The sequence below is a fragment of the Clostridium formicaceticum genome, assembly GCF_001854185.1.
Classification (GTDB): domain Bacteria; phylum Bacillota; class Clostridia; order Peptostreptococcales; family Natronincolaceae; genus Andreesenella; species Andreesenella formicacetica.
This window is the reverse complement of the sequence record NZ_CP017603.1, coordinates 2,991,086-3,005,891: the sequence shown is the minus strand read 5'-3', so window position 1 is coordinate 3,005,891 and position 14,806 is coordinate 2,991,086. Positions and strand designations below refer to the sequence as shown.

Sequence of the window (14,806 nt, the reverse complement as noted above, 5' to 3'; positions counted from 1 at the left end):
ACCCTTTAAACATGTTTCTAAATCAGTTTTTTTAGGCTTTTTCTTCTTTTAATATATTTTCAACCCTTTTAGCTACTTTTTTGCCACCTCTCTTCCCATAAATTCTAGCAGAAAAAGAAGTGGTTATAGCAATTAAATCTTCTACTAATTCTTGATTTTCATCCTTATCGTCTTGTTGGTCTAGAATAATAATTTCTCCACCATGGTCTTTGATATATTTTTCAAGATAAGTATAGCCAAATCTAGCCAATCTATCTTTATATTCCACTAAAACGTATTGCGCTTCTTTGTTTTTAATGCCCTCTAACATTTTTAATAACTGAGCACGATTTTCGTTTATTCCACTAGCAATCTCTTTATATACATTTACTATGTTGTAATTATTTTTATAAGCATGAAGGATTAACCTATCTTCTTGTCTGCTTAGATTGCCACTCTCTGCTTGTTTTTTAGTGGAAACTCTACAGTATATATATAAATTTTTATTTGAATTTTGATTAGCTTCATTATGCTTACTTTCTTTATTTAAAAGCCTGTTAATCTCAGACTCTTCTATTCTTCTATGGCCATATGAGAGGTCTGATTATTTATCCAAACCTTCAATAAGAGCTATAATGGACTCCTTTTTGACATCTTCTTGATAAAGATTAATATATGATATAGTTCTTCCATCAGCCATTGTTTTTATATCAGGAAATACTATTTCATCTGTAATGGCTAAAAAAAACATGCTGAAAACCCCTTATATTTTAAACACGACTTTTATTGATGTAGTAGCTAAATATGCTATCAATTTTTTCTTTTCTCTTTTCTTGGATATTCCACAATTTAGTTATTTTCCTCTTAAAAGTCTCAGTATTAAAGTCTCTAGGTACTTGATAAATAAGCTTCCCTAAATATCTCTTCCTATTTAATTGTTTGAAAAAAACATATATTAAAACGCCTAAAACGATTAACATAGTCACTTCTAAAAAAACTACATTCTTCATTGCTTCCAATCTCCCTTTATGTATCAAAATCATTTATAAACTTTTCTAAAATTATACACTTCAAGCACTTCTTCTAAATTACTATTTTCTATAGATTTCTATAGAACTTACATAGAAACCTTTTAATTCAAAAATTATCTTCATTCCCCATTTATGAGGATGTTTCATCGGCTATATCTCTCATATTTGAAATAAAGCATCGAGTAAATACTTAGTTGCAATCTTCATCCAAATACCTATAATTACTGTATGTATAAATAATACCGCTAATAGTACTATCTCCAATTGAATATATCCCATAATTCTGCTATTCTTTGCAAAAAATAATTAATTAATATTAACAGCCATATATAAAAAAGATAATATGTATTAACCTTTATGCTTATGAACAAAAGGTACTACTCATCATCTTTGTATTCAATCTAGAAAATGCATACCCCAAAATGTATTTGTCATTTGAGCCTCGTTCTTTGAGCCATACACCATAAATTCTGATTTGCTTTTGATATTTGATATTAATAGTTCCATAGATTTAGGATTCCTGGAGAGTTTAAGTGTTTTTGTAATCTCATGCTGATCTGCGGAGGAATGTAAATTGTTCTCTATTTTCTTCATTGCCATAACGTTTATATCGTAGGATGCCCCCGTTTTCTCATACTTAATGATATCTCGCCAGTAGGGATAAAAAATAATCAGTTCCAAAAATTCTTTTAGATTATTTGATATTTTTCCACACATTCCCTCTTTATTTACATACCCAACTGAATAATTATCATCTACAAGATTTCCCATGCCACCGATTGTGCCAAAACAATTTCCTTCATTATCAACAGCAAAAATCCAAAAACATGGAACGGGATAGAACTGGAAATCATCTAATTTTTGTGTGGTGCAAAAAATCACATCACAACTTTTTTCCAATAGTTTATAAATATCTAGATTTCGTTCATTTTGGGGAATGGGAACAATATTTTTTCCTGCTAAAACAACTTCCATTTCCGATTCAATAAAATATCCCATTACCCCATTTTGTCCTTCAATATCTATTAATAGTTTTGGAGATATACCCACTACTCTTCAATCCTTCCTGTTGTGAAATTATTCTTCCCTAGCAAAATCTATCTGGTATAATTTATAATAAAACTGTAAATTAATTACCAATTTGACTGCTTCGTAGAATGAAACGATTGTATCTAGCACACCTTAAAAAGATGGCGCCAATTAATCCAGAAATTAGTAGTTTCGTAATTTAGGAAGAATGTACTCTAATTTTACAATTAGTGTGTTAGAGACAATGTTCATTTTATCTATATAGTAACCTTGAATTTATTTAACTTCCTCTTTTTTTACCAAGTCATCGAAGAAAAATATTCCTTCTGTAATGTTTATAAAAGTTATTCCATTATCACCCTTGAGACTGTACGCTTTTCCATTGCTATACACAGTGATGCAATTAGATGGTTAATTAGCTAGCCGTAAATTCCGTCACTTATCTAATATAGCCGGTTTAATATCCTGATTTTTTACAATTCATTTCTGTTATCATTATCTCAATAACAGTGACTGCCTCTATCTGCTCATCTCTGTATTCAAAAGTTTTATCTTTCGAATACTGGCTCATTATTATATTCAATGCTTCTTTCTTGTCTAGCTTCTCCTCAATAAATCTTACGATTCCAAAACCTATTATACTAATGAACTTCATTCCCCAATTACAAGCTATATCTTTTTTTACTAGTTCCGTATCAACTTCCAGTTCGAAGCAAACTTTCGGATTAGCTTTCATAATATCAATCTTTTTGCCCTCTTTAGCAGAGTGCAAATACAAACAATTATTTTTATAACCAAAACTCATAGGAACCACATATGGGATATTATCGACACATAAACCTAACCTACAAATGTCCGCCCTCTTCAAAATCTCTTCAATCTCAGCAATATCTCTTACCTCTTTCTCACTTCTTCTCATCGCTTTCTCCTTTTCTTCCTTTTATTTGATTAACATAATTAAGTAGCTAGTTTAGAGCAGCAGCCATCTAATTATTTCTTTATCACCATTGCCCATGATATAAGGTTCTTTCTATGACCGCTACAATACAAGTTGTAATAATATTTAGAATTACTATCAAATTAATTAGAATTTTTTTAGATAAAGTATATTTTTTCAACATTCCATAAACAATGGGCACTTCTACTAGAAGCGTCATAAATAAGTAACCAAATAAAACTATGTAATAGGGTCCTTTTGTGAAGGCATCTTTCCATGCATTTACCCAACCTCCGGATATTGCCCTAAACGTATGGGCTCTTACAATATAGGGGAAAATGAATGAAGCTATATTGGCTAATACAATTATTGCAAGGATCTTAATTCTTTCCCATTTTATTAGGTTCAGCTTACCCAAAATTAAAATACCTGTATATTCAATAGCTAGAGTAAAAATAATTGCAAGTGGTAATAATTCTTTGGGGCTTGATGTTAACCAGCGCCAAGATGAATTAGCATAGACTAAACTATTATGAGATATGATGAACACTAATAAACTAGTTGCAAAAACATATTTCAATTTAAGTTCCTTTTTTGATTTCATTTATTTTTGTCACCCCTTTAGCTAACTGTATTCGTTAAGTAGTATCTTTATAAATATGCTGATGTTGTATAACGCCTGCATGAACTTATGGCTATATGATGCTTGACCCATACTTCAGATAAATGATCTGAACCAAAGCTTCAGATACTTATAGCTACTAAAACAGTTTTTTCTATCTTGGCTAAAATAGTTTTATTTTTAACACATTATGGATTCTCTTTTATAATATAAAAGTGCATATGCACTCAGACATATCTGAATTATACTTAAAATCATAAATTCTACAGTTGCCAAGTACCACTCCCCCAGTATTATTATTTGAGCTACAATACTAACGAACAATATCGACCCCATTAAAGTAGACATAAAACATGCATTTTTATTTTCACTTCGAAAAAAGGATATTGCTACATAAATATTTCCTAAACCAAATAAAACAATTACAATTATTCCAGGTATAACCCAACTTGTAAATGGTATTATTGAAAGCCATTCTTTTGGATACTCTGCAAAAATTCCTTTTTTAGAGTTTACCATCATTGCACCAATAGCAATAGCGCCTACTCCTAAAATAAAATCATAAGCTCCCAACAGTTTTCTATTAATTTTTCGTTTCACTATTTACGTCACCTCACTAAATTACTAGTCCTTTTCTTTTTATAGGACCTTGGAAAAAGATATGATGCAGTAGACCAAAAATAATTATGCCCTCTCTTAGCATTAATCTACTTTAACTTCAAACTCTATTTTTAATACTACCTTTTCTACTTGTTCTTCATCTAAAGAGAAATCTGTGTATGCTGTAAAAAAATATTTTCCCTTAGGTAATTTCAGCTCTTTTTCTGCATAGTAATTCTTCCAAAAACTAGCATTAGGGTCATTTTCACAATAACCACTACTTTTTAAAAATGGAATAGTATATATTTCTCCTTTTTTTAAAACCGTCGTCTTCAGTATATCTAGGGTTAAACCTTCATTAAAATATTCTTGCCCGTTATAAATTGTATAGTGAAAGTATGGCTCTCCTGACCAGATCATAATGCTATCTTCTGCTCCAATATATTCTATAGTAGAGTACATACTGATTTCTTCATTATCTTTAAAATCTAGCTTATTAATATATGTTTTTATTAGAAAATTTTCATCCTCTGTCGTAAAAATATGATAGTTTGCACTTTGTGCTTCTTGAGTAATTTCATATTGAGAACAGGCTATAAAAACGAATATAGCTATTAGAACTAATCCAATCATCTTTATTTTTCTCATATAAATAGTTCCTTTCTAAATGAATTTATATGAATATAGACGATATCTGATTAAAAAGGTTTCTCTTTTTTCTACTCCTATTTCGTACATATTTTCTATCTGCCGCACTTTTAAAAGATAATTTGGCTGTTTATTATTATTACTCCATTCTTTAATTCCTTGAAAAATAGTAAATAATATAAAACCACATATTATGATAAAAAACAAAGGAAAAACTGATTCCATAAAATAAAACATATTCATAATTTTGCTCCTTTCGCTTAAAATATATTTTAAGAGAATACTATTTCCTCCTCTAATAAAATTATATTATTTAATTCTATATTAAGTTATATAAATGCAAATTTGCTTCGTATAGTTCATCAAGTACACATGAAAAAAGAATATGAAACATAACAACATAACTATTTTAAACTTGGCACCCTTAGTTGAAAAACCTCTTTATCGTTCTTTAATTCAATCCTCTCTTTCATTTATTTCTGTCACATATAGAGTAGTTTCATGGACAGTTGTAATATTAATAGGCTCAACTATTTCTTCTAACATTTCATCAGAGGATAGCTCGAAAACAATTTTTCCTTCATACATATCTAAGTTCAGACGAATTGATAATGCCCCCTTATGCTCTTCATTTATTTGTGAAGGCATCTTCCCAGGTATTTATCCAACCTCCGGTATTGATCTTAGCGTATGGGCTCTTATAATATAAGGTAAAATAAATGAAGCTATATTCGCTAATACAATTATTGCAAAGATCTTAGTTCTTTCCCATTTTATTAGATTCAACTTCCCTAAAACTAAAATACCTGTTTAGCTTTCTCTTTTTCAACCAAATCATCGAAGAAGAATATTCCTTCTGTAACCTTTATAAAAGTTGTTCCTTTATTAGCTTTGAGACTATATGCTTTTCCATTGCTATATACAGTTTTTTCATTTGAACTGATAACAAAAGAACTTCCATCTTTTAAATGAAATACAAATTTAATTAATGCCTCTTTTTTTTCTGGTGCTCCGAGCTTGTAAGATAGAAAATTAGTCAGATTTATTGCCTTCTTTATGTCCTCGATTTCTGTAAGCTTTCGTGCATTAGTATCTAACCTAGTATTAGAAATTTCAACATAAGAAACATCTTCTATTTTGGGAACACCAAACAAAGGGATACCATTCATAAAAAAATACCCAATAGTTGTAATAATTACCGATACTGTTATCGGAATAAGATAATATAAAAATCTATTATGTCTGACTTTTTTCATCTAATCTCTCCTATTCACTTCTATTGTTCTTTATATTATATAAATAATCTTTGTTTCATCTTATTCATCTAGTAGGTCTTTAAAAGATGATGCGACAATTATTTATCTAGCTTCTTATTTATTTCTTCCAACATACTCTCTATTCTTTTGATTTTTTCTTCATGCCTTTTAATGCGTTTAGGTAATTTAATGACTAGATAAAAAATCAAATAAATAATTCCAACCCATACTAAAGTATTAAAAAGCTGAAAAAGCAGAGTCCAACTAAATTCTATGATACCGAGTTTCACAATAAGTACACTCCTTTCGTTTAATGCATTTCATTTTCAATAGATAATATATTGCTCAACGCATATAATGACTATTAAACTTGTATACTTTTGCCTTCAGGCAGAATCAGCCAATTAGATGCCTATAACCCTTTACTTCATAAATAATATTTCGGCACTTGCCTTTTTAACTTATGGTATAAGTATTTTTATTATCTCATGGTCTGGATGCATTGTCTTTATACCATTTTTTTCTTTACACCCCCATAAGAATGCTAAATATTTTTTCTATGCATCTCACAGTGGAAAAGTTGACAGAAGCTCTCTCATATTTATGGAAAGGTTAGTTTCCGATAATACATATTTAGTATGCCTATACTTAAAATCATCCTTTTATTTCCTGATAATAAAATCACTCATTTTTACTTCCTTCCATTCGATTCCTTTGGGAGAAATATTAGAATATAGAGTTATTAAATCATTTTTATCTATAATAGCTTTTAATTGGAAATTCATTTCTTTGGGTTGTAAGTATTCATCGTATAATTGTTGATAGTTTCTACCGCCACGTTCTTTCGCTTCTTTAATGTACTCAACTGTATCTGGGTCTTTATCATAATTTTTATGTGTCAGCTTATATAAAAAAATAGCTTCAACATTTCCATTCACAACTTCTTCCTGATAATCTAATATTTCAAAATCTAACAATTCATAGTATGGTGTAAAAGCATTTTTACATTCTTCTTCCATATATACACTTATTTTATCATAATTTATATCATCGGTTGTTTCTTCTATATCAACGGAAATCTCATTATCATTTATTATATTATCAATTTCTTTTTGTGTAGTTACATTATTACATGCAGAGGCCCCAAATGCTACAAGCATTGCTAATAAAAGTATTATAATTTTTTTCATCTTATACTCCTCCTTGTAAAATACAATTATTCACTGTCTCCAATTATACAAATTATCTTTGTTTCACATTTGTTACCACTATTTATAAGACACCAGCAGCTGATATCTAAAATTTGGTAATTACCCTATATTGCTGATATACTCATTGTAATTCTACTTTTTCCAATTTTGAATCCCAATAAAATTACCTTCTTTAATCAGTCGTATCAATTCACATGTTCTGCTGACCTTACGCATCATTAGCATTCCTAGAAAGCTATCCTTGATTTCAACCCGTATAGAAGATTCATCAATTTTAATGTCTTCCATTTCTCCCCACCTAACAAATCTCCCCATATGATAGATTCCTTTTTCATAAACCACAATTTTTCTCCATGCTTCAATGACGATTATAAATAAATACAACTGAAAAACAATTGCATTTCCAATATTTCCCCACTTTGACACTCAATAATTGAACATAGTTCCTGACACAAATAATATCACTGTGAATATCTTCATTTCAGATTTATGGCGAAATGCCTCAACCTTCTTTCCTCCATGCCTTTTCTATTTAATATAGTTTTTTATCATTTTCCTTAATTTGTAAATGACCAGAAATACAGTGATAATATTCAAACCTAAAGCCCATTTAAACAATGAATAAATTTATTCCAATTTTTTCCTCCTTTTAAATATAAATTAAGAGAATAATCATTTTGCTTGATTATTGTCGTGCAACCATTTTTTCAATTCTTCAAAATGCTTAACCTGAAGCATATCTTGTAGCATATCCTTTATTCATTACGTCTTTCTTGTTTAAAAATGATAAGGAAAATTAAGTATCCATTTGTCCTCTTAAACCTTAATAATATTGCTGACTAAAATGTATAAGCAATTCTCTTGTTAATAATCAGACTGATTTTCTGATATATAAACAATCCATTTTGACAAAGCTGCTCTACTAAACAAAATATTGCGGTCTATCTTGTAATACGGTATTCCTTTACCATCCTTCAACTTAGAATTTTCTACTATAAACGCTAATTTTTCTTCTGATATATTTAGAAAAACAGCTGCCTCAGAAAAAGACAAAATATCCTCGTTAATTTTCTGCTCAACCACGACTTGTTGGCTGATTTTTCCAAGTGCTAGTATAGATTTTCCTACAAAGAAGCCACTAAAGGCAATTGATATACTTAATAGTATAAGTGATGGAACTAACCACTTTTCTAACCGCATTTTATCTTCCTCTCCTTTACTTTATTTCACATAACACACTAATCACATCTTTAATATTTATAACCACATTAAACCGCTCTTGCTTAATCCTATCTCTTTTTAGAGTTTCTCTCCCCATGAAAAGATATGGTGCACTGACTTTTCTCCTGACACTTGCTTCCAGCATTCTTGTACAAACATTTTGTTATCTCCTGTTCTGCACTTCAAATTCTCTACAATTAATCGTTAAGCGGTAATTTTCTACATATTTTGATTGCGTATTTTAAAAATGGCCTACCGTGATTAAAGATTAATTCAATAACTTTTTCTGAAAGTATTGCATTCCAACCATTAATATTGCTCCTAATACTATATAAAATAGTCCCGAAGAAGGAAATACTGTTAAGTCAATTTGTTTAATCCTGCTTTTTAACTCTGTTTTTACTTCTTCATAAATAGAAAGGTTTCTAATATTTTTTAGACTAACCTCTACAGAACTTAATGATTGCGTATAGGTTATTCGTCTACTATCGTAGTCTTTTAAAATCACAGTGTTATTCTCTTCTCCATAAGATATATTTTTTTCATTTAAGATATCAGTTAATGCTGACAATACCATTTCCGCATTAACATTAGTTAATGTATATCTTCCTCTAGCTATAAAAATAACCAACGCAGATACTGATAAAATAAGAATAATTAGATATTTGATTCCATAACCCATTTCAATTATCTGTATGGCAGGATTTAGCATAGTAAAAAAGAAGATAAATATACCATCACACTCTCTTCTTATCATGAATTTTTTTCTAGTTAATAGAATAAGTCCATAAAGTATAATCAAAACTCCCCAAGTCGCAGTTCCTATAAAAAACATTTAATTTCCCCTTTCTGAAGTATCAGATTATATTTGTTACATTAGGACTCTATTTAACTTATTGGAAGCAATTTCAAGATTTTTCACTTTATTGTGTTGCAACCACATATCTACTCCTTTAAGCTTTCGAATTAGTGGAGTCTTATGTTGAAAAATCACATAGGGTAATAAACAATTTTCTTTTTGTGTAGCTTATTTTTTCCTTCCTAAATACCAATCAAAACATCTCATTAAAGGATAATATTTCTTTCCACAATATATTCTTAGTAAACTCCTCTTAATGGGTTTTAATGATGACATACCTCTATTATTTTTCCTCCTCAAAATTATCGTTATTGTAAAGTAATGATTTACTACACCATACCTCAAACGCTTGCAACAGATTGTAATTTTCTATTACAACCCTATAATAACATTAAATAGAATATTACGATGTCGATATTTGCAGCCTAAATAAATAGTTTTGTAGAATCTTCCCTCTATCTCAATTACAGTATTTTTTTAACTCTCAGCTTCCAAATTAGACAAACTGTAAAAGTGTTCGACGAAATGTGCTGAAACGTTCTGAAGTAATGTATAAAACAAGCATTCTTTTCATATCTGAGTGAACTAGAATCACTTAATCCCAATGATAAACCTCCCCCTAAGCATATTATGTTTATGCCAAATAACTGAGGTTATTCAAATGTTGCTGAAAAGTTATTCATTTCAATTCTATCTAATCCAATAAGTAGTCCCGTTATAATGAATGCAATATCTAAGGGGAACGTTGGCTTTAATTAATGCTGGATTGGCACAAGGAAAAAATAGATCGGGGCTAAACTGGTTTTTGCTATCTCTAATTTTGGGGCCTATTGCTACCTTGATGCTTGTTATGTCTGATAAAAAATACTATTAAGTAAAATATTTATTATTTGATGTATCGTTATTATAAATAAACCTTAGTCGACTGCACTATACCGTAAAAAAGATAGCGGGTGAAGCCTAAAGAAATATATAATTTTGTAATCGTAGCTAATACAATGATGATGAATAAGGTAGCTTCAGATGTAGCATTGACAATACAGGAACATTTAAAACAAATCCAAACAGCTGCTGATCGTATTCCTTTAGGAAACGCTATTGGAAGTCAGTTGCTGGCGCAGTACGGACCAAAAATTAAATTGGTGGTTACTCCCCTTGGTATGGTGGATGTAAATTTCGGTACAGAGTTTGAACAGTCTGGTATCAATCAAACGCGGCACCGTATATTTTTAATTGTAAATACAAAAGTAAGAGTAATCATACCCTTTAGTTCTAACACAATCGAAGTAACTACATATATGCCAGTAGCTGAAACGATTATTGTTGGAAGGGTACCTATGAATTATATCAATGTACCAAAAGACCAATTTTTAAATATAACACCATTGTATGGAGAATAGAATACTTAAGTTATCTATAGACGCTTTACAAAATTAAATAAAATTTACCATTAAACTACACTTAGTTATAGTAGCAAACAGAATGAAAATTTGTATTGGGGAAAAGTTTAAAAGATATCCTTATAATACTAAAAAAAGGGTAACAGAGGGGTTTGAAATGAGTTTTATACTATCACAAATTAACTCGTATAAACTATTATTAAAAGTCTTAGGATACACAAAGAGTCGAAGAGAACCCGTATAAAAAAAACACTATAAGAACATTTTACCAATCTTTTAAACTCAAGCTGCTATATCCCCATCAGAAAATCCTTCGTATTCTTCGTATTCATAGATGGGAAACTCTCTAGCTTCAAAATGATTTTTAGCATATTCTTTGCACATTTGTATTTTGTTCTGAATAGACTCACCCTTGCCGATGAACTTTAATTTTCTTGAATAGATTGCTATTTTCATTTGAATTACCTCAACTATTTATCACAAACATAATATGCTTAAGGGAAGGGGTTTACCATTGGAATTAAATTAACTTGGGCTAATCAAGGACATGAAACAGAACGTTTGTTTTGTTATAGTATGTTTAGGAAGGAAAAATAGAAGCTGGGAAATGAACCCAGCCCCCTATTACTTCTTATTAGTCTTTTGTCTTTCTGCCTCTTCAACCACTGCTCTAGAGACAGAATTTCCGCTATGTACATATATAAATCCGTCATCCTTAGATATATCTACATGCATTTCAGTACCTATTTCAGTACCTATTTCAGTACCCATTTCCTCATTAAATTCTTCTATAGCCTTTGCTGCGTTAGGATTTAGCAATTTTTTTCTAGTCAAAGCAAATCACCTCTTCTATAGTATTTGTCTTATGGTTATTATTGTTTGTAGTACATTGGTACATTGCTCTTAATGTCATACAGGAAATAAAAAACCAGATTGATTTACGCTACCCTACTACTTTTTATTAATTAGATCTTTTTCTGCCATTTCAATTAGCCTTTTTGTCATATTACCACCGATTTTACCACCAATTTGAACTCTGGTGTTTAATTCCTTTGCCATTTCTTCTCTCATCTGATTTAATGCTTTTAACGCATTAGGATCTAATGGTTCTCTTGTATTCAATGCAGCTCACCTCTTTTGTGATTACTTATTATTATTCTCTGTATAAATTTTCTCTACATACTAGGTAATTTAAGGTGAAGTTTTGGAAATTATAATATTATCTGTAATAAAGGAGGTAGTAAATTGATAGGCTTATTAATCAAACTCGTAGTTTGTCCTGTTGTAGTAGTGTTGGCTGATATCATACTTCCTGGCATTAATTATACAAACCTATACCAGCCAATTATTGTAGGTGTTATACTTGCTGTATTAGCTCATATGATGGAAATAGCTATATTAAGAAAGGGATCATCTGGAATAAGCAACCTTATGGACTTTATTGCTGCATCGCTTGTTATCTATTATTCTCAATTGTTATTTACTGGAGCTAGAATAAGCATTTATTCAGCTATGTTAGCTGCTTTCTTGCTGGCTATTACTGAATACTTTCAGCATGTATGGCTTATTAACAAAGGAAAGACAAAAAAGCCAGAAGATGAGTAATTTGCAGGGTAGGTGAGCGCCTACCCTAGCAACCAATATTTTACTATTAATACTTAAAGTTATATTCCTTTATATAGTTCATGAATGCCCCTCCCTAACCTAATATTTTTATTCCGGCCATAGCTAAAGCCCTTGAAAAAGTGCCTAAAACATCCCATAGAAGCATGCTGGGCTTTGATTCAATATCTTCTATTTTTTTGGCTATTGTGCTTACGATATCTTTAATCTTATTTAGTATCTTGAAAATCATATTAGTTCTTTCCTTTGCTAGTCCACTCTGCACTCTAGTGTCATTATCCGTATAAATTCACATAACATACGTTTATCTTCTTTCCGCAAAATAAAAACACCCAGTTGGGTGCTATAAAACTAAATACATTATCACTGATGATTTTAAAGTTTGTATTAGAAATTCAAATCTATATCTGTGCTATCGTTCCATCCTTCATAGTTTTTTATGTTCTTTCTAAGTTAACGGGCCATAAGCAATGTTCCTATAACTATCATTCCAAGTCCTATCATTAAGAATGTAAAAAACATAGGATAATAACCAATGACTCCTAAATTGTTCTTGTTGCCATGTTCCTTCATAAACTTAAAATAGGACCTTCCTAAAATTTTACTTCCACTTGCTCCAATGATAAAAATAATAACCCCCATTAATTGGACAATTCGCCATAAGTTATTCATCGATTTTTCCTCTTTTCATGCTAAAGGTTAATGTTCTTATCATTTAATGCTCGTTAAAATCGAAGTTACGGGTTAACATTTCTTGAATTTTCTTCTCTATCGCATCTAAATCAAGCTCTGCCTCTTTTTTAATACTCTTTCTAAGCATTGGTCCCACTTGTTGTATGTCATCTAGCAAATCTTGTAACAGCTCAAATGCTGCAGTTGCTTCTACAATTTCTGCAGGTGTCTCTGCAATATTAGCTAATATTGCTGTTTCTGTCCTTGATGCTACTAGTGGACTTTTAAGCGCCTCAACATACACATGGGTTCTTCTACCAGGCCCACGATTATCCTCTATTGGCTCAAGTGCTACTATTTTATCGGAACGTACAAATTTTCCATATCCTAAAGGAACAACAATATTTTCTCTTACTTCCACCTTTTCCCATCCTTTCTGTAAGGTATAAATCTACAATTATTCATAAGTTGAATAGATAATCACTATATGATTATTATTTCCTTAAAATCTTTTTAAATTAGTAATTATGCAATTGAATTTAGGATGGGATAATTATCTTTTCTATAATTTACTGCCCCTTATCTGAAAACTTTGTTCTTGATTTCTTTAACATCCTTTTGTACATCTTCAATGATGTTAAATCTACCACTTAAGTCTTGAATAATCTCTTGATACTTTGTTTCTCTTTTACTGTTTTCTTTTAATACATAAAAAAGCAAATAACCAAAGAGTATAGCAAATACCCTTAACCTACCAGCATTTTGATAACCTCATTTTCCATAGCCCACCTACTTTCTGAAGTTAAAGGATCGTTTTTAGCGCATAAAAATAACACGCTTTTCTAGCATGTTTATGTCGTATAAATTTCCTTACGTGTCTTACTTCAACAGACAAAATCCTATCTTATATCCTTTTTGTGAATCGTACTCTTGTGTAATTTTCATAACCTATAAGTTCGTAGGTTCTGTTGATTTCTATACTACTAACCCTACAATCGTCCATTCATCAGGTCTTTCTAATCTTGATTGTTGCTCTATTTCGGGATTCCAATCAGGATTTTCTTTAGGCACTTCTATTTTTTCTCCTGTATCCTCATCAATAACAGTTTCATAGATGTAAGCACCCCATTCGTCTTTTAGCCATCTACCTTGCCATGAAAAAAGCGTGTCTCCAAGTATTACTCCTGCTGTTGCACTTGTAACACCTATAATACACTCTCCTTCATTTGCAGTCCTGACACCATGACCATTTATAGTTTGTAATAAACCATAACCCTGTTCTACACCTGTTATGCCAGCTGTAAGCATTAATACACTTTCTGGAACTGGGCATCCATATCTTTCTCTACGCTTGATTAAAGCTTCCTCATCATTCACTTCTCCTTCTAGGTCTTCCCAGTTCTCTCCTAGATAAGTGTTGATAAAAGTCTTTAACGCTTCTGTACCTTTTATTTTAGAATCTTTAAATTCTTTTTTATCACCTCTATTACCCTGTACTTCTATATCCATATCATCACATACATCAATATAATCTTCACCGTAAAAAGCTGCTGGATCATAACTAGACAGCTCATCCAACACTTCAAAACATTCTTTTTTAATAAGCTCTTGAATTATCCCTATATCGTCTCTAGCGATCAGTGCTGGAGCCGGCTTTGAAGCCATAGCTAAAATTTTACTTCCAAAAGAAGTTAGCACATCATTCATCACTCTTTTAA

At 30.7% G+C, this 14,806-nt stretch carries 24 protein-coding genes and 1 pseudogene; 2 read left to right on the top strand and 23 right to left on the bottom strand.

Features of this window, described 5'->3' with window-relative positions; translation table 11 throughout:
- Positions 1-31 precede the first annotated feature (31 nt).
- The 15 genes and pseudogenes from BJL90_RS21550 to BJL90_RS13615 form a co-directional block, all read right to left on the bottom strand.
- Positions 32-559: pseudogene (locus tag BJL90_RS21550) on the bottom strand (IS607 family transposase); the annotation flags it as partial.
- Between the two features lie 24 nt (positions 560-583).
- The gene (locus tag BJL90_RS22070) at positions 584-730 is read right to left on the bottom strand and encodes a hypothetical protein (protein ID WP_156778811.1); all 147 of its coding nucleotides are present in this window, start codon (positions 728-730) and stop codon (positions 584-586) included.
- 19 nt (positions 731-749) lie between these two features.
- Positions 750-989, bottom strand: coding sequence for a hypothetical protein (locus BJL90_RS13680; RefSeq protein WP_070969047.1), 240 nt, complete (start codon positions 987-989; stop codon positions 750-752).
- 417 nt (positions 990-1,406) lie between these two features.
- Positions 1,407-2,060, bottom strand: a complete 654-nt coding sequence (locus tag BJL90_RS13675) for a hypothetical protein (RefSeq protein ID WP_156778810.1) — start codon at positions 2,058-2,060, stop codon at positions 1,407-1,409.
- 436 nt (positions 2,061-2,496) lie between these two features.
- On the bottom strand, positions 2,497-2,958 hold the full coding sequence (locus BJL90_RS13670) for a pyridoxamine 5'-phosphate oxidase family protein (protein ID WP_070969044.1): 462 nt from the start codon (positions 2,956-2,958) through the stop codon (positions 2,497-2,499).
- Positions 2,959-3,040: 82 nt separating this feature from the next.
- Positions 3,041-3,580: a hypothetical protein gene (locus BJL90_RS13665; RefSeq protein ID WP_070969041.1), complete on the bottom strand. Its 540-nt coding sequence runs from the start codon at positions 3,578-3,580 to the stop codon at positions 3,041-3,043.
- 198 nt (positions 3,581-3,778) lie between these two features.
- The gene (locus tag BJL90_RS13660; RefSeq protein ID WP_070969038.1) at positions 3,779-4,198 is read right to left on the bottom strand and encodes a hypothetical protein; all 420 of its coding nucleotides are present in this window, start codon (positions 4,196-4,198) and stop codon (positions 3,779-3,781) included.
- A 102-nt stretch (positions 4,199-4,300) separates the two neighbouring features.
- Complete coding sequence (locus BJL90_RS13655; protein WP_070969035.1) at positions 4,301-4,846, bottom strand: hypothetical protein; 546 nt, start codon at positions 4,844-4,846, stop codon at positions 4,301-4,303.
- Between the two features lie 456 nt (positions 4,847-5,302).
- Positions 5,303-5,494, bottom strand: coding sequence for a hypothetical protein (locus tag BJL90_RS13645; RefSeq protein ID WP_070969029.1), 192 nt, complete (start codon positions 5,492-5,494; stop codon positions 5,303-5,305).
- A gap of 149 nt (positions 5,495-5,643) precedes the next feature.
- Complete coding sequence (locus tag BJL90_RS13640) at positions 5,644-6,102, bottom strand: hypothetical protein (protein ID WP_070969025.1); 459 nt, start codon at positions 6,100-6,102, stop codon at positions 5,644-5,646.
- Positions 6,103-6,200: 98 nt separating this feature from the next.
- A complete protein-coding gene (locus BJL90_RS13635; protein WP_070969022.1) occupies positions 6,201-6,392 on the bottom strand; it encodes a hypothetical protein in 192 nt (63 codons plus the stop codon).
- Between the two features lie 372 nt (positions 6,393-6,764).
- Positions 6,765-7,292 (bottom strand): hypothetical protein, encoded by a 528-nt coding sequence (locus BJL90_RS13630; RefSeq protein WP_070969021.1) that lies wholly within the window; start codon positions 7,290-7,292, stop codon positions 6,765-6,767.
- A gap of 153 nt (positions 7,293-7,445) precedes the next feature.
- Entirely contained in the window at positions 7,446-7,739 is a 294-nt protein-coding gene (locus tag BJL90_RS13625) for a hypothetical protein (RefSeq protein ID WP_070969019.1), read from the bottom strand.
- A gap of 438 nt (positions 7,740-8,177) precedes the next feature.
- Positions 8,178-8,513, bottom strand: coding sequence for a MerR family transcriptional regulator (locus BJL90_RS13620; protein ID WP_070969016.1), 336 nt, complete (start codon positions 8,511-8,513; stop codon positions 8,178-8,180).
- Positions 8,514-8,802: 289 nt separating this feature from the next.
- Positions 8,803-9,369, bottom strand: a complete 567-nt coding sequence (locus BJL90_RS13615; protein WP_070969013.1) for a hypothetical protein — start codon at positions 9,367-9,369, stop codon at positions 8,803-8,805.
- A gap of 977 nt (positions 9,370-10,346) precedes the next feature.
- On the opposite strand from BJL90_RS13615, the gene yunB reads away from it, so the two are divergent.
- Positions 10,347-10,793 carry a sporulation protein YunB gene (yunB, locus tag BJL90_RS13610; protein ID WP_236904920.1) on the top strand — a complete coding sequence of 149 codons (447 nt, stop codon included), beginning with the start codon at positions 10,347-10,349 and terminating at the stop codon, positions 10,791-10,793.
- Positions 10,794-11,075: 282 nt separating this feature from the next.
- Here the strand turns inward: yunB and BJL90_RS22065 are convergent, their stop codons facing one another.
- The 3 genes from BJL90_RS22065 to BJL90_RS21545 all read right to left on the bottom strand — a co-directional run bounded on the left by BJL90_RS22065 (position 11,076) and on the right by BJL90_RS21545 (position 11,915).
- Entirely contained in the window at positions 11,076-11,249 is a 174-nt protein-coding gene (locus BJL90_RS22065) for a hypothetical protein (protein ID WP_156778808.1), read from the bottom strand.
- A 168-nt stretch (positions 11,250-11,417) separates the two neighbouring features.
- Entirely contained in the window at positions 11,418-11,627 is a 210-nt protein-coding gene (locus tag BJL90_RS13605) for a hypothetical protein (RefSeq protein WP_070969011.1), read from the bottom strand.
- 117 nt (positions 11,628-11,744) lie between these two features.
- Positions 11,745-11,915, bottom strand: coding sequence for an alpha/beta-type small acid-soluble spore protein (locus BJL90_RS21545; RefSeq protein ID WP_081562002.1), 171 nt, complete (start codon positions 11,913-11,915; stop codon positions 11,745-11,747).
- A 123-nt stretch (positions 11,916-12,038) separates the two neighbouring features.
- On the opposite strand from BJL90_RS21545, the gene BJL90_RS13600 reads away from it, so the two are divergent.
- Positions 12,039-12,398 carry a DUF2512 family protein gene (locus BJL90_RS13600; RefSeq protein WP_070969008.1) on the top strand — a complete coding sequence of 120 codons (360 nt, stop codon included), beginning with the start codon at positions 12,039-12,041 and terminating at the stop codon, positions 12,396-12,398.
- A 94-nt stretch (positions 12,399-12,492) separates the two neighbouring features.
- On the opposite strand, the gene BJL90_RS22060 is transcribed toward BJL90_RS13600, so the two are convergent.
- The 5 genes from BJL90_RS22060 to BJL90_RS22570 all read right to left on the bottom strand — a co-directional run bounded on the left by BJL90_RS22060 (position 12,493) and on the right by BJL90_RS22570 (position 14,795).
- Complete coding sequence (locus tag BJL90_RS22060) at positions 12,493-12,648, bottom strand: hypothetical protein (protein WP_156778807.1); 156 nt, start codon at positions 12,646-12,648, stop codon at positions 12,493-12,495.
- A gap of 221 nt (positions 12,649-12,869) precedes the next feature.
- Positions 12,870-13,088: a hypothetical protein gene (locus BJL90_RS13595; protein ID WP_070969003.1), complete on the bottom strand. Its 219-nt coding sequence runs from the start codon at positions 13,086-13,088 to the stop codon at positions 12,870-12,872.
- A 43-nt stretch (positions 13,089-13,131) separates the two neighbouring features.
- Positions 13,132-13,509 (bottom strand): hypothetical protein, encoded by a 378-nt coding sequence (locus BJL90_RS13590; RefSeq protein WP_070969001.1) that lies wholly within the window; start codon positions 13,507-13,509, stop codon positions 13,132-13,134.
- Positions 13,510-13,667: 158 nt separating this feature from the next.
- Positions 13,668-13,823 carry a BhlA/UviB family holin-like peptide gene (locus BJL90_RS13585; protein ID WP_070969000.1) on the bottom strand — a complete coding sequence of 52 codons (156 nt, stop codon included), beginning with the start codon at positions 13,821-13,823 and terminating at the stop codon, positions 13,668-13,670.
- Positions 13,824-14,063: 240 nt separating this feature from the next.
- Positions 14,064-14,795: a terminase gpA endonuclease subunit gene (locus BJL90_RS22570; RefSeq protein ID WP_070968996.1), complete on the bottom strand. Its 732-nt coding sequence runs from the start codon at positions 14,793-14,795 to the stop codon at positions 14,064-14,066.
- Between the last annotated feature and the right edge of the window lie 11 nt (positions 14,796-14,806).